Source organism: Streptomyces sp. NPDC053474, from assembly GCF_044544845.1.
GTDB lineage: Bacteria > Actinomycetota > Actinomycetes > Streptomycetales > Streptomycetaceae > Streptomyces.
This window is the reverse complement of sequence record NZ_JBITXV010000017.1, coordinates 124,976-141,731: the sequence shown is the minus strand read 5'-3', so window position 1 is coordinate 141,731 and position 16,756 is coordinate 124,976. Positions and strand designations below refer to the sequence as shown.

18 protein-coding genes and 1 pseudogene are annotated in these 16,756 nt (G+C 70.2%); 17 read left to right on the top strand and 2 right to left on the bottom strand.

Annotated elements, in window-relative coordinates; translation table 11 throughout:
* Positions 1–47: 47 nt before the first annotated feature.
* Positions 48–251 (bottom strand): DUF397 domain-containing protein, encoded by a 204-nt coding sequence (locus tag ACIG3E_RS33225; protein WP_399623306.1) that lies wholly within the window; start codon positions 249–251, stop codon positions 48–50.
* 13 nt (positions 252–264) lie between these two features.
* Entirely contained in the window at positions 265–1,173 is a 909-nt protein-coding gene (locus ACIG3E_RS33220; protein ID WP_399623304.1) for a helix-turn-helix domain-containing protein, read from the bottom strand.
* Positions 1,174–1,439: 266 nt separating this feature from the next.
* On the opposite strand from ACIG3E_RS33220, the gene ACIG3E_RS33215 reads away from it, so the two are divergent.
* The 17 genes and pseudogenes from ACIG3E_RS33215 to ACIG3E_RS33135 form a co-directional block, all read left to right on the top strand.
* Complete coding sequence (locus tag ACIG3E_RS33215; RefSeq protein ID WP_399623303.1) at positions 1,440–2,813, top strand: DUF6302 family protein; 1,374 nt, start codon at positions 1,440–1,442, stop codon at positions 2,811–2,813.
* Positions 2,810–3,346 carry a hypothetical protein gene (locus tag ACIG3E_RS33210; RefSeq protein WP_399623302.1) on the top strand — a complete coding sequence of 179 codons (537 nt, stop codon included), beginning with the start codon at positions 2,810–2,812 and terminating at the stop codon, positions 3,344–3,346. Before ACIG3E_RS33215 ends, ACIG3E_RS33210 begins: the two co-directional genes overlap by 4 nt.
* Positions 3,347–3,478: 132 nt before the next feature.
* A complete protein-coding gene (locus ACIG3E_RS33205; protein ID WP_399623301.1) occupies positions 3,479–5,131 on the top strand; it encodes an ATP-binding protein in 1,653 nt (550 codons plus the stop codon).
* Positions 5,128–5,562, top strand: a complete 435-nt coding sequence (locus tag ACIG3E_RS33200) for a roadblock/LC7 domain-containing protein (protein WP_399623300.1) — start codon at positions 5,128–5,130, stop codon at positions 5,560–5,562. Before ACIG3E_RS33205 ends, ACIG3E_RS33200 begins: the two co-directional genes overlap by 4 nt.
* A gap of 1 nt (position 5,563) precedes the next feature.
* Positions 5,564–5,944, top strand: coding sequence for a DUF742 domain-containing protein (locus ACIG3E_RS33195; RefSeq protein ID WP_399623299.1), 381 nt, complete (start codon positions 5,564–5,566; stop codon positions 5,942–5,944).
* Positions 5,913–6,518, top strand: coding sequence for a GTP-binding protein (locus ACIG3E_RS33190; RefSeq protein ID WP_399623297.1), 606 nt, complete (start codon positions 5,913–5,915; stop codon positions 6,516–6,518). The genes ACIG3E_RS33195 and ACIG3E_RS33190 overlap by 32 nt, the downstream gene beginning before the upstream one ends.
* 29 nt (positions 6,519–6,547) lie before the next feature.
* Positions 6,548–7,231, top strand: a complete 684-nt coding sequence (locus ACIG3E_RS33185) for a GAF domain-containing protein (RefSeq protein ID WP_399623295.1) — start codon at positions 6,548–6,550, stop codon at positions 7,229–7,231.
* Entirely contained in the window at positions 7,209–8,468 is a 1,260-nt protein-coding gene (locus ACIG3E_RS33180; RefSeq protein WP_399623293.1) for an acyl-CoA dehydrogenase family protein, read from the top strand. The genes ACIG3E_RS33185 and ACIG3E_RS33180 overlap by 23 nt, the downstream gene beginning before the upstream one ends.
* A 38-nt stretch (positions 8,469–8,506) precedes the next feature.
* Positions 8,507–9,082, top strand: a complete 576-nt coding sequence (locus ACIG3E_RS33175; protein WP_399623291.1) for a hypothetical protein — start codon at positions 8,507–8,509, stop codon at positions 9,080–9,082.
* A 150-nt stretch (positions 9,083–9,232) separates the two neighbouring features.
* Complete coding sequence (locus ACIG3E_RS33170) at positions 9,233–9,910, top strand: HAD family hydrolase (RefSeq protein WP_399623289.1); 678 nt, start codon at positions 9,233–9,235, stop codon at positions 9,908–9,910.
* Between the two features lie 128 nt (positions 9,911–10,038).
* The gene (locus ACIG3E_RS33165) at positions 10,039–10,566 is read left to right on the top strand and encodes a hypothetical protein (RefSeq protein ID WP_399623288.1); all 528 of its coding nucleotides are present in this window, start codon (positions 10,039–10,041) and stop codon (positions 10,564–10,566) included.
* 144 nt (positions 10,567–10,710) lie between these two features.
* The gene (locus ACIG3E_RS33160) at positions 10,711–12,522 is read left to right on the top strand and encodes a glycoside hydrolase family 15 protein (protein WP_399623286.1); all 1,812 of its coding nucleotides are present in this window, start codon (positions 10,711–10,713) and stop codon (positions 12,520–12,522) included.
* 217 nt (positions 12,523–12,739) lie between these two features.
* Positions 12,740–13,231, top strand: a complete 492-nt coding sequence (locus tag ACIG3E_RS33155) for a hypothetical protein (RefSeq protein ID WP_399623284.1) — start codon at positions 12,740–12,742, stop codon at positions 13,229–13,231.
* Positions 13,232–13,314: 83 nt separating this feature from the next.
* Entirely contained in the window at positions 13,315–15,504 is a 2,190-nt protein-coding gene (locus tag ACIG3E_RS33150; protein ID WP_399623282.1) for a hypothetical protein, read from the top strand.
* Positions 15,505–15,565: 61 nt separating this feature from the next.
* Positions 15,566–16,021 carry a DUF6082 family protein gene (locus ACIG3E_RS33145; RefSeq protein WP_399623280.1) on the top strand — a complete coding sequence of 152 codons (456 nt, stop codon included), beginning with the start codon at positions 15,566–15,568 and terminating at the stop codon, positions 16,019–16,021.
* 2 nt (positions 16,022–16,023) lie between these two features.
* Positions 16,024–16,497 (top strand): hypothetical protein, encoded by a 474-nt coding sequence (locus ACIG3E_RS33140; RefSeq protein ID WP_399623278.1) that lies wholly within the window; start codon positions 16,024–16,026, stop codon positions 16,495–16,497.
* Between the two features lie 63 nt (positions 16,498–16,560).
* Positions 16,561–16,734: pseudogene (locus ACIG3E_RS33135) on the top strand (DUF5999 family protein); the annotation flags it as partial.
* Positions 16,735–16,756: the final 22 nt, after the last annotated feature.

The window sequence follows — 16,756 nt, the reverse complement described above, 5'->3', positions numbered from 1 at the left end:
GCCACGCAAGGCCCCGGGCTGCGCTAACTTGGCCGGGCGCTTCGAGCTCAGGGGAAGACTTGGCCCTTTTGCAGGTGCACGGTAAAGCTTTCCCACGCCGCCCTAGAAAAGACGATGTGCCCGCCGTCCGGATTCTTGGAGTCGCGCACCCAAATACTGTTCGATTTGTCGGCGCCTTCCAGGCATTCAGCCTGGGGGCTGCCGCTGTAGCTACTCTTGAACCATACAGGCTGTTGCGGCTTCTCGGTCACGGAAGAATTCCTCTTACCTTCGGTTTCGCAGGTGATTCTCGCGGGCCTCGGCGATCAGTTGCGCCGAAGTATCAGTGTCCAGCGCCTCCTGGCGCAGGAAGGACCAGACGTTCTCGTACGCATGGCGTGCCCCTCCTTCCTCAAGAAACAGGGAGCCGACGGCGGTCTCAACGAAGATGACGTCCAGGGACGGCTCGGTTCCGCCGTAGATGATGAAGCTCGTCAGCGCAGCGCTGTACGCCCCTGCGTCGAACGGGACTACCTGGATGGTGATGTTCCGCTCCTGCCGCCGTTCTAGCAGGAGGTCTAGCTGTTCAGCCATGACATCCACGCCACCCACCCTGCGGCGGAGCACGCTCTCATCCAGGATGGCGTGGTAGCTCGGTGGGGACGTACGCGCGAGGATCTTCTGGCGCTGCATCCTCATGTCGAGAAATTCGGTGACGGCTTCGGGCTCCAGAGAGTTCCCGGGTGTTGACTGAATCGCTGCGGCGTACCGTTTCGTTTGCAGGAGTCCCGGGATCACTGCACCAGCAGCAAACTGCCAGATGAAGGGAGCCTCGTTCTCGACACCTAGCAGAACCCGCATGGGGTTGGAAAGTTTGCCCGCGAGGGGAATCCACCAACTGTCGGTGAGCTTGCTGTTCTTTGCCAGCTCAATCAGCTCGGCAATTTCCTCATCAGGGGCGTTGTAGACTTTGCAAAGCGCTTCAACTTGGTTCCAGCGTACGTTCCCTTGGCCTTTTTCGTAGCGGCTGACCGTGGCTTTCGATACCCCGGCTTGCAGGCCAGCTGCCTCGGCTGAAAGGCCGCACGCTTTTCTGAGCTCGAAGAGGCGGAGTCCCAGTGTCCGTCGCCGCTGGGTCGGCCCCGCCTCAGTCTGACCAGGCCTCCCGCCTGGCGCTGTCGACTCGTTTGTCATGCTGGCGCTCCTCTAAGTGCGGCCAGTGTCCTGGCTGTCGTGTGGCGCCCACGAAGAGACGTTACACGGCGGAACGTGCCGCGGGTCATGCGGACACTCTCGCTATGAGCGTTACATGGCGAGAGATCCCGCGCCATACTCCAAGCCGATCGCCGCAGAAGGCTTGACCGGAGCAGTGAGCGACCTCAGCGCGGACGTCTGCGTTCCTACGACGGCTCCTTGCTGGGACCAGCTTCGCGACCGCCTGCCGACGGCCAAATGGAGCCATGTCTTGGGGCGGGCGATCGCTGCCGACCCGGTGTCAGCGAGGTGAGCGTATGTCAGGCATGAGTGAGAAGGGCAACGGCGCGGAGCCCAGCGGCACTCGCGTCACGGTCTGCAGAGAGGTAGCTCTGCATCTGAAGCACGAGTTCTCAGAGGTTTCGCGGACGCGAAAGGCCGTGCGGGAAGCACTCAGAGGCTGGGGCGTAGAGGCGGTCGACGACCTCGTGCTCCTCGCCTCCGAACTAGTCACCAACGCCCTCTGGCATGGCGCTGATCCAGTCACCGTGCTGCTGAGGATTCGCGATGAGGTTGTGCACCTGGAGGTCAGGGACGCGTCCCCCGCAGAACCGAAACTGTGCGAACTCAACCCAAGTCGTGCCTCCGGCCGGGGCTTGCGCCTGGTCCATGCCCTTTCCGACGAGTGGGGGTGGCGGCGCAGCGGGACCGGCAAGGTGGTGTGGTGCAAGCGGGCTGGGGAGCGTGTGCCCCGCGTTGCCAGGGAAATGACCGGCGATCGCACCGTGCCCCCGGGACAGGACCAACTCGCTCGGCCAACCCACAATGCTCACAGCGCGTGTCCGACCACAGTGGGCAAAACGGCTCAAGCATCGCGGTCGCCGTGGAAGAGATTGCCCGACCTCTCCAGTGAAGTGGCGCCTAGCCTGTACGGCACTCGCATGAAGCCCCCTTCGGGTCCATGCCGTGTCCTCAGCGCCGCCCCTTCTCTCGCCTCGCCGGTGACACGGAGCGACCTCGCGTGCGGTAGCGCTTCAGCGGCGCCGGACGATCGGCACGAGGGGCGCCCTTTGGGGCCGTTCCTCGATGAGGAACTCGCTTCCTCCGCGGCAGTGGCGCCCGGGCACGGCCAGGCGTCCTGGGTGCGGGTTTTGCCTGCCTGCCAGGCCTATGACTTCGAGTACGCCGCGATGCATCTAGCAAACCCTCAGTTGCTGAAGCACGCGGTGGCACTGGCGGCCTTCCGGGCCCCCTTGGTTGCCATTCCTGTTGGAGAGGGGCGCCGGGGAGGGTTCCTGCGCGTAGACCAACCCGAGGTCGGTGAGGCGTACATGGCGGCCCTGGCAGGCCGTCCCGGATTCCCGGATCTCCGCCTTCGCACCACATGCGACGGCAAGACCATCGTCCGGTGGGGGGCCGAGCCTCCCCAGGGCAGCGCCGACGCACACGCCGAGTTCTACGGCGGAATGCCCGCCCCGGGGCAGGGACCGAGCACGCGTCCGGGAGCGGGCAGTTGGGCGGCCTCTCCACTCGGACGCGACACGTGGTCATGCGCCTGCCGATCACTCCCTCACTCTGCACGCCCCTCCTCTACCACCGAATCGGCGCCGTCGGATGGCAGCGCTTGGGAGCCTCGATGACCGCGTTACTCATCCCGCCGCCGCAATGGCGGATGCAGCTCACCGAACGCCCGTCCCCGATACCGGGGAGAGCCGCCATGGACGTGGTCCAGGTCGGTGTTGGTCTCGGCGGTCCCGCACTGGCTCCGCTCATGGAAAGGGGCATGGTGGGGCCGGTGCTGATCTGCCCGCGTCACCAGCTGCTGCACGTGCCGGTGGTCGACCAGGCGAGTGCCTGGTGGCGGCGCGCCCCGCACTCACAGTGCCGCCCCGGACAGCAGTGGCAGTGCACCGACCTGGCGGAGTGTGGTCCCGCGCAGCCCTGCTGCCGTGTTTGGCTCTTGCCGCCCTGCGACGTGCCCTTCACCGCTGATGCTGCCCGGTCGCTGTTCGACGGGCTGAGCACGATCCGTGCACAGATGTCTTACCGGCCTCGGCCCCGGGAATCGTTCTCCCAGGACGAGCCGATGGCGGACTGGCCCGCGCACGGCGTGCCCATCGACGACCGCGAGCATGTTCCACGCCCATGGGTGCCGACCTCGTCTTGCGCTTGAACCTGTCGCCCTCGTCGCGATGCCAGACCGGCTCGCACTCCGCCCCCCTCCTTGTGGGGTGCCGTCCGCTGTCGAGCGCTAGCTGATCCGTCCGTCGCTGTCCAACCCGTCCTGCGTCTCCTGAGGAACTCCATGCCGCACCCACCCCCGCCCGCCCGCCAACCGCGCACCGGCCGATTCGATCCCACGGCCTCAGGAGCGCTGGCCGGGCTGCGCGGGCAGCTGACGCGCACGATAACGATCCCGGCCGCTGTCGCGGTGTCCGCGGTGGTCATCGACCCTGTGTGGTCTGCCTCGGTGGGACTGCCCGGATGGGTGGCGACGACCTGCTCGGTGTGCGTGGTGGCGGGTTCCTTCCTGGCCACGCGGTGGCGCGCCGGATGCCTCGTGAGTTTGTTCCACCAGCGCACCGTGCAGCTCGCGGAAGAGCACCAGGCGGCGGCCCAGGCTTCGGCGCAGCAGGCCCGGCAGGAGCTGGCTGGCCAGCGGAAGAACCAGGCCGCCTACCAGGACGAACTTGGCCAGTGGGCTCAGGCTGTGGTGGCGGAGATGGAGGCACTTCGTGCCGCCCTGACGGATACACCCAGCAGCGGATCGAGCGAGCAGCCCAGCGCGTTCGACGGGGGAGGGGACCCGCTGCAGGCTGTGCACGCCGCGGTGCAGTTGCTGGGCACTGCGGTGGGCCAGGCTCAGTCCCTGGCCACGGCGCGGGGGGAACAGGCGGCGCTGCTGACCCTGGGGCGCCGCTCGGAGGCGGTTCTGGCAAAGGTTATCGAGGGGTTCGACACCGCGGAGAAGCACACCGACGACCCGGAGCAACTCGCGCGACTGTGGCGGCTTGATGGGCAGGTCACCCGCGCGGTGAGGTTCGCCCGGTCCGCCGCGGTGCTCGGCGGTGCGCGCGGCCACCGGAACCTGAAGCCCATGCCGTTGTCGACGGTGCTCACCCACGCGGTGGCGGAGGTCACGAATTACGAGCAGGTGCGTGTGCCGCCTGACGTGCAGCATGTTCTGCCCGGCAATGCCGCCTATGACCTCGTGCACATCACGGCGGAACTCCTGGAGAACGCCACGGCGTTCTCGCCCCCGGGCACACCGGTCGAGGTCCACGTGTCGACGGTCAACACGGGTGTGGCCATCGAGATCGACGACCGGGGAATCGGATTCGGGCGCGCCGAGCGGGAGCGGTGGAACCGGCTGCTGGCCGAACCGGATGCACGGCAGCGCAGTGAGTCGCTGAAAGAGTGGCGTATCGGACTGTGTGTGGTGGCTGAGCTGGCTGCCCGCCGTGGCCTGCGCGTGGAGCTCCAGGAGAACGTCTTCGGGTCCACCCGTGCCGTGGTCATCGTGCCCCAGCATCTGCTCCACACCGAGGAGCCCGAGACCCTACAGGACCAAGAGCACTCGGACAGCGACAGCGCCACCAGCGGTTCGGCCCTCTGTGAAGAGGACATGGCGCTCCCCCACACCCTCCAGGGCGGCACCGAGTCCCTGCCGGTCGCCGCAGAAGACCCGTGCAGGGCAGCGCTCCCTGCACCCCATTCGGCACCAGCCGAGCCTCCGGCGCCCGCTGCGACGGCGTCGGGGCTTCCGACGCGGCGCCGCGGCACGTCGTACATGGCGCCGGAACTGCGAGGCGCTGCCGTCCCTGGCGGGGATGACGCGCCTCCGCCGCAGGCCAGCAACCCGGGTGCGGCGGTGCGTGCCGCTCAGCGCGGCTGGTGTAGCTCGCAACGTGAAATCGACTCCTCTACCCCCCACTCCAGTCAAGGAGAGCGTTCGTGACCTCCGTGCCTCATTCGACGCATGCCCAGAGCCTGGTACTGGCGGACTTCCTCAACGCGACGGCCGGGGTCGACGCCGTCCTCATGGCGTCGGAGGACGGGCTACCGCTGGGCTTTGCGGGCGTCTCCGCCGAAGCGCACGAGCCGCTCAGCGCCGTGGTCAGCACCATGTTCAGCCTGACGCAGCAGGTCGGAATGCTGGCTCTGGGAGACCCGGGTGCCGTGGCCTACCAGATGGTGGCCTTCGAGTCGGGGGAATCGGTGGTGATGGTGCGCGGCCACGCGAACACCGTGGTAGCGGCGGTCGTCCCCATGGGCGCCGATCTGGAACAGGTCACCAACGCGGTGAACCTGCTGGCGCGGCAGCGGCCCGTGTCGCTGTCGGTGGACTCTCGGTCAAAGCCGCTGCCCCCCGAGGGGAGCGCGCAGTGAAATGGAGGACCTGACTGAGGACACCGTCCTCCGCGGACCGGTGCGGCCCTACGCGCTGTTGGGCGGGCAGCCCCGGCCCGACCGGTACCTGGATCCCGGGGTCCTCCTGACACGCAGCGCCCGGCCGCCCAAGGACCACACCTTGAGGCCCTTCCACGCCGAACTGCTCTCCTGCTGGGAGGGCACCGGGGATGTGGTGCTGTCGGTCACGGAGATCGCGCACGGCGTCGGCACCACCTTGCAGCAGGCCGGGATGGGGCTCGCCGACCTGATGCACGACGGCTATCTCATCAGCCCGACCCCTAAGGAGTACGCCGATGGTGCCCACACCAAAAAGGAGCTGCTGCACCGTGTTCTCGACGGACTCCGCGCCGCCCAGTGAGCGGGCCCTGGTCCCGGAGGTGAGCCTGAAGCTGCTGGTAGCGGGCGGCTTCATGGTCGGCAAGACCACGTTCGTCGGCTCGGCCAGTGACAGTGACATCAAGCCCCTGCAGACCGAGGCTGCCTTGACTTCGGCTGGTGAGGGCATCGACCACTTCACCGGGGCCGAGCCCAAGACGACCACGACCGTCGCCATGGACTACGGGCGCCTCACCCTGCGCCAGAGCGACATGAACGTGCAGCTGCTGCTGTATGGGACGCCGGGGCAGGACCGCTTCTGGTTCATGTGGGACCTGCTGGCCAAGAACGCGTTGGGGGCCGTGGTCCTGGCAGACACCCGGAAGCTGACCGGCTGCTTTCCCGCGGTGGAGTTCTTCGAGACCCTCCGTCTGCCCTTCCTTGTCGCCATCAATGAATTCGAAGGCGCGCGCCGCTATCCCCCCGAGGCGGTCAGCTCGGCCCTGAGCCTCGATGCGCGGGTGCCGGTGGTGTGCTGCGACGCCCGCGAACGGGACTCGGCCCGCCACGTGCTGATCAGCCTGGTCGAGTACGCCCACAACCTCCTCCCGGCCTGAGTCCAGCCGCCCTTGATTAGGAGCCCTCGATGTCCACGCCTGGCCCCCCGCACCTCTCCTCCCCGACCATGAAAGCGCCGACCGCTATGCCGGAGGGTGCCCAGCAGCGGCGCGCGGTCCTGGAACGCCTCGATCTGGCTCGACACGAGCCGAACAAGGTCTTGGACGCGTTCGCCACTAGCGTCGCCGAGGAGCTGGTGGCGCTGGGGGGTCTGCCCGACGGGGTGGACGGCCTGTACGCCATGGCCAACTTGATCGGTGACAAGGGCCAGTACTTCGCGGGGCTGCACGTCCCCCGGCTGTCCGCGGGCGCCAGCCAGGCAGCGCCCGTCGCGTCCCGTTCCGTCAGCCGGACCATGGACTTTAACGAGGGCTGGTGCGTGCACACCATCGAGCGGCACGCCGCTCTTCCGCTAAGGGACGTCTACGAATTCCCCCGCTTCGGGGGCAACCGGGCCACCTACAGGCTCGGCGCCAGGGCCTACCTCGGTATGCGCGTCGTCGACCCGGATACCGGCGTGCCGTTCGGCACCATCTGCGCCGTGGCGACACGGCCCACCGCCTGGACCAAGAGCCATGTCGACCTCATCAAGGGCCGGGCTCTCCAGTTCAACACGTGGGTCATCACGCGCGACCCCCAGGACCTCCGCCTCGCATCGTCCCCTGCCACCCGCTACGAGGGAGTGCCCGATGACCCTGCCAGCACGAAGTAGCCAGCCCGCACCGGTCCTGGCGCTGAAGAGCGACATAGCGCTGACCCCCGGCCAAGTCGCCTTGCACACCGCAGTCGGGGACTTCATCGAGCGCGAACTCGTGCCGCGCGTTGCCGACATGGAGTCCAAGGGCACACACGCCGACACCGGCCTGCCGCGCCTGATGGGCGAGTTGGGCTGGCTTGGGGTGTTCGTCGACCGCGAGTACGGGGGCCTGGATCTGGGCCATGTGTCCCGCGCGCTGGTGTGCGCCGCGCTCGGATACGCCAACGGCGCGGCCGCCGCGATCTACCAGGCGTCCCTCATACCCACCTTCGCGATCCGTCACCTGGGCCGTGACGAGCAGCGCCGGGAGTGGCTGGAGCGGATCTGTGCGGGTCTGTGGGCGACGATCGCGGTCACCGAGCCGGACGGCGGCAGCGACATCCTGGCCATAGAGACCACCGCCCGGCGGCAGGCCGATGGCTCCTACCGGCTGGATGGCCGCAAGTGCTTCACCGGGAACTCCGGCATCGCGGGCGTCCACCTCATCGTGGCCCGCACCAGCGCTCCCGAGGACCGCTCCCCGCACGCGCTGTCCGCCTTCCTCGTCGACGCGGGCCAGCCCGGACTCACCGTCACCCAGCCGCGCCTGGTCGGCCTGCACGGCTTCACCCTCGGCGAGCTGGAGCTGCGCGATGTGCGGGTTCCCGCCGACCGGCTGCTCGGACACGAAGGCGACGGGTTCGCCGCAGCCACCGGGGCATCTGTGGTGTGCGGGCGGCTGAACCTCGCAGCCGTCATGCTCGGCCTGCACCACCGGCTGCGCGATGACACCGTCGCCTTCCTGACGGCCCGGGCCCGCAAGGGAGCCAGGCTGGCCGATCACCCGGTGGTCTCCCACCACCTCGCGGACATGGAGTCCCGGCTGATGTCCGCCGAGTCGTCCGTGCTGGATGCCGCCCGCCTCCTGGACCACGCCAAGGCGTGCGACACCCAGCTGTTCCACACCAAACTCCACAGCAGCCAGATGGCCAGCGCCAACACGCAACTCGCTGAGGCGCTCTTCGGGGGCTACGCGATCCTCGCCGACTCTCCCCTGGCCCGCACGGCCCGCGACATCCGTCACACTCACGCCCCCGCAGGCCCCGACGACATCCAGCGCCACCGGATCGGCGAAAGCGTCCGCGGAGTGCACCGCGGTTCCTGGTCCGGCCGCTTCGCCCGCCTCACCCCGCACTGCGCCCCCGCAGCCTGACCGTAGCGGACGACTGCTCTGCTGAAAGGGAACGCCCCGTGACTGTCGTCTACGAGATACGCCCCCTGACCTGCGACGACCAGGTCGCAGCCCTCCACCTCGTGGAGGAGCGAGTGCGCTGGTCCATGCGGCACCGCCAGCCGTGCAACACCCGCGATCTGAGCGCCGCCATCCACGCCGGTACCGGAATGGTGGGGTTCTGCGCAGAGGGGGTGCTGGACGGCCTGCTGCACCTGGACCACGGCCCGCTGCCCGGCCACTGGCCCGACGCCCACCGCGCCGTGCCCAGCCTGCGCATCGTGTCCGCGTGCACCCGAGTCGGCCAAGCACCGGTATCCGGCGCGCTGATGACCAGGTGGGCCCGCGACTTCGCTGCCCGCGCGGGCCTGGAACAGCTCTGCCACGAGATTCCGGTGGACACCTGCGGTGCGCACACGCGGCTGGTCACCCACCTGACGACGCTCTGCGGCTGGGAGTTCGCCGCCGCGGCAGGCACCGGCCACCGATACACGCTCTTGGTGTGCACCGCCCGGGCCGATCCCACCCTGGCCCACCAGGTCCACTGCCGCGTGCCAGTGCCAGCACCAGCCAGGCCGCGCGGCGCACTCACCTGACCCCCCACCCCACACCAGGCCCCGCCCCAGCCCCGCGCGAGAACTCCCCCCCGCCCCCTGAGGGCACAACGCCCCTTCCTCCGCCTCCCACCACGCCATCGCCCGCCCCGCTCACCGCGTATACGCCCTGGAGCCGCCTTCATGCCCGCCATGCCCGCCGTTGCACCCGTCGCCTTGATGGACCTGGACGGCACGCTCACCGACCATGCGGCGGCGCTCGCACAGTGGTCGGCGGAGTTCGCCGCCAAGCACGGCATCCCCGTCTCCCGGATCAGGGGAATCGCAGAGCAGTACGCCTACCGGCACGACGTTCTGCGCGCGCTGCGCGACGAACTCCGCCTCTCGACCTCGGTGCTCGACCTCCTGCAGGAATACCGGATGCGCTCGGCTGAGCTCGTGCCGGTCCGGCCGAAGGTGTGTGCTGCCCTGCGGCAGCTCGCCGATGCCGGGTGGCGGCTCGGTGTCGTCACCAACGGCGCCCCCGGCCCGCAGCGACTCAAGCTCGAAGTCGCCGAGCTGAGCGACTGCTTCGACGTGATCGTCATCTCGGGTGCGTGCGGGCTACGCAAACCGCACCGGGCGATCTTCGAGCTGGCGCTGGACGCCCTGGACGCGGACGCCTCGATGGCGGTCATGGTCGGAGACGACCTCAGGACCGACATCAAGGGCGGCACCGCGGCGGGGATGAACACGATCTGGGTTTCCGGGCAGCGCACGCGGACCGCCCAGGACCCGGCGCCGACACACACGACCACCACCACGGTCGACGCCATCGAGGCCCTCCGGTGCGGCCGGGTCGCGCCAAAGGCCCTCACCACCCCCGCCTAGCCGCGCCGCCGCGTGGCCCTCGACCCCGCCCCCCCCGCCCCCGTCTCCCGCTTCTGGATGCGTTGATGCTCCCTGCTCCCTACCAGGTCTGTCCTGTGTCGCCAGCCCATCGGCCTGCCGTCCTCCGCATGGTGAAGGCTCGTCAGCGCTGGCTCGAACAGAGCGGCCTGCCCGGCGACCTTGAGCCCGTGTGGTCCGCGCTCGGTGACGGACCGGGGGCCGTGGTCCTCACCGAGGACAGCCAGCCCCTGGGCGTGATGCGCGTGGAGCTGGCCCCCGACCTGTCCTGGTGGACTGCGGAGCAGCGGGCGCAGACCAGCGTGCTGATCTCCGCGGCCTGTACCCTGCCCGGCCGCTCGGATCGCCCGGGCAGGCTGCTGACGCTGTGGGCCCGCCACTACACCAGTTGTCTGGGGCGCCGGTGGGTGCGGTGTGAGGTTCCCAGCGGCGACGAGCTGAACGGCAGGCACAGCAGCAAGTTCGCCTACCTCATGGGCACCTGCGGGTGGCAGCGCGCGGGCACGCGCACGTGCCGTGGAGGGGGTTCGGTCGTGATGCTGCAGACCTCGGCAGAGGTGCTGCCCAGCCTGCCCGCTCTGGTCGCCAGCAGCGTGCCCGTGCCCGCACCGCCCGCTGACGCGCCCGCGGCGCGCTGAGCGCTCTGCCGCCTTGTCGGGCGCATTGCTGCGCCCGCGTGGAGGCCACCTGCCACCGCACCCGCACCCGCACCCGCACCCGCACCCCAGGCTCTCTTCCCACCCGTGGCTTCGGCTCGAAGCCTCCCTGCCAGGACGGATCTCATGGCTCCACTTGAGCAGTACGCACTCATCGGCGGCTTACAGACGGCCGCGCTGGTGCGCCTGGACGGCACGGTCGACTGGATGTGCCTGCCGCGCTTTGACTCCCCCGCCGTGTTCGCCGGGCTCTTGGGCACGGCCGACAACGGCTTCTGGCGGCTCGGGCCGACCCCCGACGCCGGGCAGGCGCCGCCCCCCGCGACCTGGCGCGGCTACCGCGGGGAGTCGCTGATCCTGGACTCGTGGTGGGAAACCCCGCACGGCCTCCTGCGGGTCACCGACTTCATGCCCCCAAAGGAGGGGCCACCGTGCCTGGTGCGCATCGCCCAGGCGGTCACCGGCAGGGTGTCGGTGACCTCCACGATGAACCCGCGCTTCCACTACGGCCGCACCGCGCCCCTGGTGACCACCGAGGACGGGCGGATGCGGGCGGTCGCCGGATCGGACGCGGTGTGGCTGGACACCGACGCCCAAGCCCCCACCCAGCACGCGCAGTTCTCCCTGACCGCCGGGCAGCGGGTGACCCTCACCCTGAGCTGGGGGCCCTCCCACGCCCCGCCGCCGCGGCGGCTGGACCTCACAGCGGCGCTGGAGGCGCTGGAGGCCACCGAGGAATTCTGGGCTCAGTGGATATCGGCCTGCACCCATGACGGCCCCTACCCGGCCGCCGTAATCCGCTCGCTGCTCACGCTGAAGGCCCTGACGTACGCGCCCACCGGCGGGATCGTCGCGGCGCCGACCACCTCGCTGCCCGAGGACATCGGCGGCTGCCGCAACTGGGACTACCGCTTCACCTGGCTGCGCGACGCCGCCATCACGCTGGTCTCGCTGCTGCGCTGCGGCTACCGCGAGGAGGCCCGCGCCTGGCGCGAGTGGCTGCTGCGCGCGGTCGCGGGCGACCCGGAGAACCTCCAGATCATGTACGGCGTCGCCGGGGAGCGCGAGCTGCCCGAGCGGGAACTGCCGTGGCTGGCGGGCTATGAGGGCTCGGGGCCGGTGCGGATCGGCAATGCCGCCGCCACGCAGTGGCAGCTGGATGTGTACGGCGAGGTGATCGAGGCCCTCTACCTCAGCGCGCGCCGCGGTCTGATACTGGATGCGCCGCTCCGCGGGCTGCTGGTCCAGCTGGTGCAGACCGTCCAGGAGCGGTGGCAGGAGCCGGATGAGGGCATCTGGGAGGTGCGCGGCCCGCGCCGCCACTTCGTGCACTCCAAGGTGATGGCCTGGGTCGCCGTCGACCGCACCATCAAGCTCATCGAGTCCGGCGACGCCGACGGCCCCCTGGACCGCTGGCGCGACCTGCGCGACGACATCCACCGGGAGATCTGCGAGAAGGGCTACGACAAGGGGCGCAACACCTTCACGCAGTCGTACGGCTCCAAGGAGCTGGACGCCTCGCTGCTGCTGATCCCGCAGGTGGGCTTCCTGCCCCCGGACGACAAGCGCGTCATCGGCACCATCGAGGCCATCCAGCGCGAGCTGTCCACGCCCGACGGCTTCATCCTGCGCTACCCGACCTCCGGTGACGACGCGGGCGTGGACGGCCTTCAGGGCGACGAGGGCGCGTTCCTCGCCTGCTCGTTCTGGCTGGCCCAGGCCCTGACGCTGATCGGCCGCGTGGACGAGGCCCGCAAGCTCTTCGAGAAGCTGCTCACCCTGCGCAACGACCTCGGCCTGCTCGCCGAGGAGTGGGACCCGCGCCTGCAGCGCCAGGTCGGCAACTTCCCCCAGGCCTTCAGCCACGGCCCGCTCATCGAGGCCGCGCTGGCCCTCAATCACGCCGACGGCTACTGCGAGGGTGGTGAGAGCCGATGACGCCTACCGTCCCCCGGGCGGCCGCCCTCCAGAGCCTGCTGTCCTTCCTGCTCCGGCTGGCCCCGGGGCAGGCCTGGTGGCAGCACCAACAGGCTCTCTACGGCCCCTTCGCCACCTTCTCCCCCGCCCCCCGCGCCTGTGGTGTTCCTGCGTCCGCGCGATGGGCGGCCCGCCCTAACCGGCTGGCCGACCGGTTGATGTGCCGGGGTGGGTGGTCATGACCCGCCCCTGGCCGCCCCAGGCATGCCGGGTGTCCCTGCCCCGCGCCGGTGGGGCGGCGGCCGGACACATCGCCACGGGCACGGCCCTCGCGAACACCGCCGAGGACCCGCGCAGGCTGTGCGCGTGGCGCCAGGCGCAGCAGCACCGCCTCACCCGCACTCCCACTCAGTCCAGGGTGCTCGCCTACGTCCTGGTCAGGTCCGCCCAGGACTTTAGCGGTCGGCTCGCCCTGGCCCGGCGGCACGCGGAGGGCCAGGGGCTGCATGTGGTGCGCACCGTCGTCGAGGAGCACTGGCGCACCGACCCGCTGCTCCGTCCTGGCCTGGCCGGGGCACTGGCTGCGATACGGCGCCGCGAGGCCGATGGCCTGGTCTGTGTCTCACGCACCGACATCTCCTCCAGCGGCGCCCTCTACGTCGCCTTCCTGCACGTGCTGCACGGCGCTGACGGCTTCTTGTCCTTGCAGCGCGCCGAAACCACCCCCTGACCGTCTGGATCCAGCTCATGCCCGCACACCCCTCGCCCGGCCCGACGCCGCACCCGTCGCAACACCCGCTCCCGACGCCGCCCTTGCCTCGCACGGGGCACGACCCCGACCACCGTGGAACCGCCAACTACCTCGCCGGGGCGCAGACCGGAGCTGTCGTCCAGGCGGGCACCATCACGGGCGATGTGATTTTCCAAGCGGCAGCCCGCTACGGGCCGCCCCTGCCCCGCCAGCTCCCCCCGGTCACGGCGGCCTGGGTCGACCGCGTACCGGATCTGACGTGGCTGGGCGAGCTCGCCCGCCAGAAGCCGGTCGCGGGCGCACACCAGATCGTGGTCCTCCACGGCCGCGCGGGCATCGGCAAGACGGCACTGGCCATACGGGCCTTGGCCGAGCTGGGCGCGGCCTATCCCGGAGGCCAGCTGTATGTGGACTTGCGTGGGTACGCCCCTGAGGGGCCGCGCCCGCTGACCGACACGCTCGCGCTGCTGATGGGCGCGGTGTGGGCGGGCCCGGTGCCCGCAGCGCCCGAGCAGCTGGCCGCAGGCTGGCGTTCGGTGAGCGCCGCCCGCGACCGGCTGTGTGTGCTCTTCGACAACGCCGCGTCCGCCCAGGCCGTCATGGAGCTGTTGCCGGGCGGCAGCGGGCACCTGATCGTGGTCACCAGCCAGCAGCCGCTGGCGGACCTGGTCGCCGAGGGCGCCGTGCTGCGCCAGGTGGGCCCGTTGCCGCGCGCAGCGGCCTGGGCCTACCTGACCCGGTGCACGCAGCAGCGGCTGACGGCCGAGCCCGAGCTGACCGAGCGTCTCGTCGACTGCTCCGGGGGCGTGCCGCGCGCCTTGACGCTGCAGGCCGCCGCGCTCACCCGCTGCGGTGACCATGCCTCCCTGGCACAGCTCGCCGCGCCCTTCCTGGCCCGCCCCGTCCCTGATCCCGTGCCCACCGACGACTTGGGAGCCTCCCTCATGGCCGACTTCGACCTCGATGCCGCCTACCGCAACCTGACACCCTCAGCCTCAGCCGCCTACCGGGACCTCGCCTTGGTGCCCGTGGTGGAGATCGGCACCTCGCTGGTGTCGGCCGTGCTGGAGGTCCAGCCCGGGCAGGCGGCGGGGATGCTCGATGACCTGGGCCGCGCCGGGCTGTTGACCACCGGGCCGGGCCACGCCGTGCGCGAGACCTTCTACCGCTGGCCCTCCGCCGCGGTCCGCGACCACGCCCGTCGGCGTGCCGCCACTGACCGGCCTCCGCAGGTACTGCGCAGGGCCCTGCTGTGGGCCGTAAACGGCGCCAACGCCGCTGAGGCGATCATCACCCCCAGCCATCACCTGCCCCTTCCCCCGCCCCTGACCCGCCACCACCAGGACAGCGACGAGTTCACCGCCAGCGCCGACCTCGCGATGGCGTGGCTGACCGCACAGGCCGAGAACCTGATCGCGCTGATCCGCGCCGCACACGCCGAGCAGGAGTACGCGGTCACCTGCTATCTGACGCTGGCTCTGTGGCCCTGGCTGCGCTCGACGCGCCCGTATCCCATCTGGATGGAGCTCCACGAACTCGCCCTCGACGCCGCGCGGCACTGCCAGGACGAGGTCTGCGAACCGGAGGTAGAGCTGCGGCTGCTCAACACCCTTGGCATCGGCCAGCGCGGCGCCCGTCAACTGACCGACGCTATCAGGACGTTCACCCAAGTCCTCTACCTGGCTGGCCGCCAGGGCAACAACCGCATGCAAGGCCAGGCCCTGCACGAGCTGGGCGCCACCCACGTCGAGACCAAAGAGGAAGACCCCGGCCAGCCCGAGGACCTCCTGCATCAGGCACTCGACTTCCTGCGCCGGGCCCGCGAGATCCGCACGCAGCTCGCCTACACCCGCGGGGTGGCACTGACCGACATCGTCAGCGCCCAGGCGCACTTCCTCCTGCACAACCACCCGAAAGCCGCGGCCCTGCTGGACACAGCACGCACCACGCTGCTCGCCGAAGGCGATCGGTATGACGCCGCCCGCGCGCTGGCGTGGTGCGGCCGCAACAGCGCGCACAGCGGCAACTTCGCCGACGCGCCGATCACGCTGCGGGTCGCGCAGCAGGAGTTCGACCAGGTAGGGGCTCACCACTGGGTGGCACGCACCGAGGAGTGGCTGGGTGAAGCCGCGCAGCTCGACGGCGACCGTGAGACGGCGCGTGCGCACTTCACGCGGGCCCGGGATCTCTACCAGCCGCTGAACACCCACGACACGGCACGGCTGACCCAACGGATCACCACCCTCGCCTAGTCCGCCACCGGCGGCCCCCGAACCGGCCGCCCCCTCCTGCCTACCAGTAACGGAAAGCGACATGCGTCACCCCTTGCTCGTCGTGAGCGCCGCCCTCACCGGCGCGGCCGCTGTCTACGCCCTGCACCGCCTGCACAAAACTCTCCTGGAGGTGGGGATTCACCGAGCCCGCCTCGCCATCCTGAGCACCGCCGTGGCCCACCCCGAGCTGGACCCGCTCTGGGAGACCGCCCACCCCGACGACGTCGAAAGGCAGCAGTCCGGAGCGCTACTGCTGCTCCAGGCATGGGTGGAGCACTGGCGGGTCGGCCTCAACGTCGGCGTGCACACGGCCGTCCAGATCAGGCGCAACGCCGCAGCGTTCATGACCGCCCCTCTCGCCAGGACGATGCGGCGCCTGACGCGGACGCAACGCGCGGCGCAGGCCCGCCCCCACAGCAGCGACCCCGCTCTCGCCCAGATCCTCGACGACGCCTACGCGGACGTCGAAGGCCCACACGACGAGAAGGTGGCCTGACCATGCCGAGGACCGGCATCAGCACCGCCGCCGCCAAGAACCCCACCCTGGCCCGCCCCCGGCGCCGCCTCACCCACCGGCACTGGATACTGCCCACCACGGTGCTCCGCGTCGCCAACGGCGAGCATTTCCAGGCAGTCCGTGTCGCCTTCGGCGACGCCCAACGGGCCCTGAAGGCCGACCCGGACCTGCGGGAAGGGCCGGTGATCTGCGGCAACGGCAACGGCCACATGATCTTCCTGCTGCCTCCCGGCACCCGGCCGGACCAGTGGGATGTGCCGGGAACCCGATTCCTACGCGACGGCGTCACGGTGGAGGTCCCGCCCGTCTGCGCCGTGCGCGGCCCCGATATCCACTGGCTCACCCCACCGTACGCACACCGGCCCCTGGATGGGGCCCGCCTTCGCCACGCCCTGACCGGCACACCTCGCGCACCATCACGCCGGCCCCCGGCACAACGCGCGACCCGCTCGTAGAGCGCGCCGTCCTCCTTGCGAAATCGATAGAAACCGTCCCAACTTTCCAGGTAGGCAACTACGATGTGTCAGCACAAACCGCCGTGCCCGCCAGCAGACTCCGCCGACCGGGTGGCCGCGGCCCTCGTGGAGCACCACCCGGAACAGGGCTGGAGTCGGCTGTGTAACGGCGTCGTCCTCTTCGAGGACACCGGTGAGCTGCTGCCGAGCGGCGAGACCATCGCCCCCCACCGCCCGGCCCCCCGCGAGCGTGGCCGCG

What these genes read in the sequence shown, in the direction of transcription:
- ACIG3E_RS33220 (WP_399623304.1), bottom strand. Translation starts at nt 1,173, where the DNA reads ATGACAAACGAGTCGACAGCGCCAGGCGGGAGGCCTGGTCAGACTGAG.
- ACIG3E_RS33215 (WP_399623303.1), top strand. Translation starts at nt 1,440, where the DNA reads ATGTCTTGGGGCGGGCGATCGCTGCCGACCCGGTGTCAGCGAGGTGAG.
- ACIG3E_RS33210 (WP_399623302.1), top strand. Translation starts at nt 2,810, where the DNA reads ATGACCGCGTTACTCATCCCGCCGCCGCAATGGCGGATGCAGCTCACC.
- ACIG3E_RS33205 (WP_399623301.1), top strand. Translation starts at nt 3,479, where the DNA reads ATGCCGCACCCACCCCCGCCCGCCCGCCAACCGCGCACCGGCCGATTC.
- ACIG3E_RS33195 (WP_399623299.1), top strand. Translation starts at nt 5,564, where the DNA reads ATGGAGGACCTGACTGAGGACACCGTCCTCCGCGGACCGGTGCGGCCC.
- ACIG3E_RS33185 (WP_399623295.1), top strand. Translation starts at nt 6,548, where the DNA reads ATGTCCACGCCTGGCCCCCCGCACCTCTCCTCCCCGACCATGAAAGCG.
- ACIG3E_RS33180 (WP_399623293.1), top strand. Translation starts at nt 7,209, where the DNA reads ATGACCCTGCCAGCACGAAGTAGCCAGCCCGCACCGGTCCTGGCGCTG.
- ACIG3E_RS33170 (WP_399623289.1), top strand. Translation starts at nt 9,233, where the DNA reads ATGCCCGCCGTTGCACCCGTCGCCTTGATGGACCTGGACGGCACGCTC.
- ACIG3E_RS33165 (WP_399623288.1), top strand. Translation starts at nt 10,039, where the DNA reads ATGGTGAAGGCTCGTCAGCGCTGGCTCGAACAGAGCGGCCTGCCCGGC.
- ACIG3E_RS33160 (WP_399623286.1), top strand. Translation starts at nt 10,711, where the DNA reads ATGGCTCCACTTGAGCAGTACGCACTCATCGGCGGCTTACAGACGGCC.
- ACIG3E_RS33155 (WP_399623284.1), top strand. Translation starts at nt 12,740, where the DNA reads ATGACCCGCCCCTGGCCGCCCCAGGCATGCCGGGTGTCCCTGCCCCGC.
- ACIG3E_RS33145 (WP_399623280.1), top strand. Translation starts at nt 15,566, where the DNA reads ATGCGTCACCCCTTGCTCGTCGTGAGCGCCGCCCTCACCGGCGCGGCC.
- ACIG3E_RS33140 (WP_399623278.1), top strand. Translation starts at nt 16,024, where the DNA reads ATGCCGAGGACCGGCATCAGCACCGCCGCCGCCAAGAACCCCACCCTG.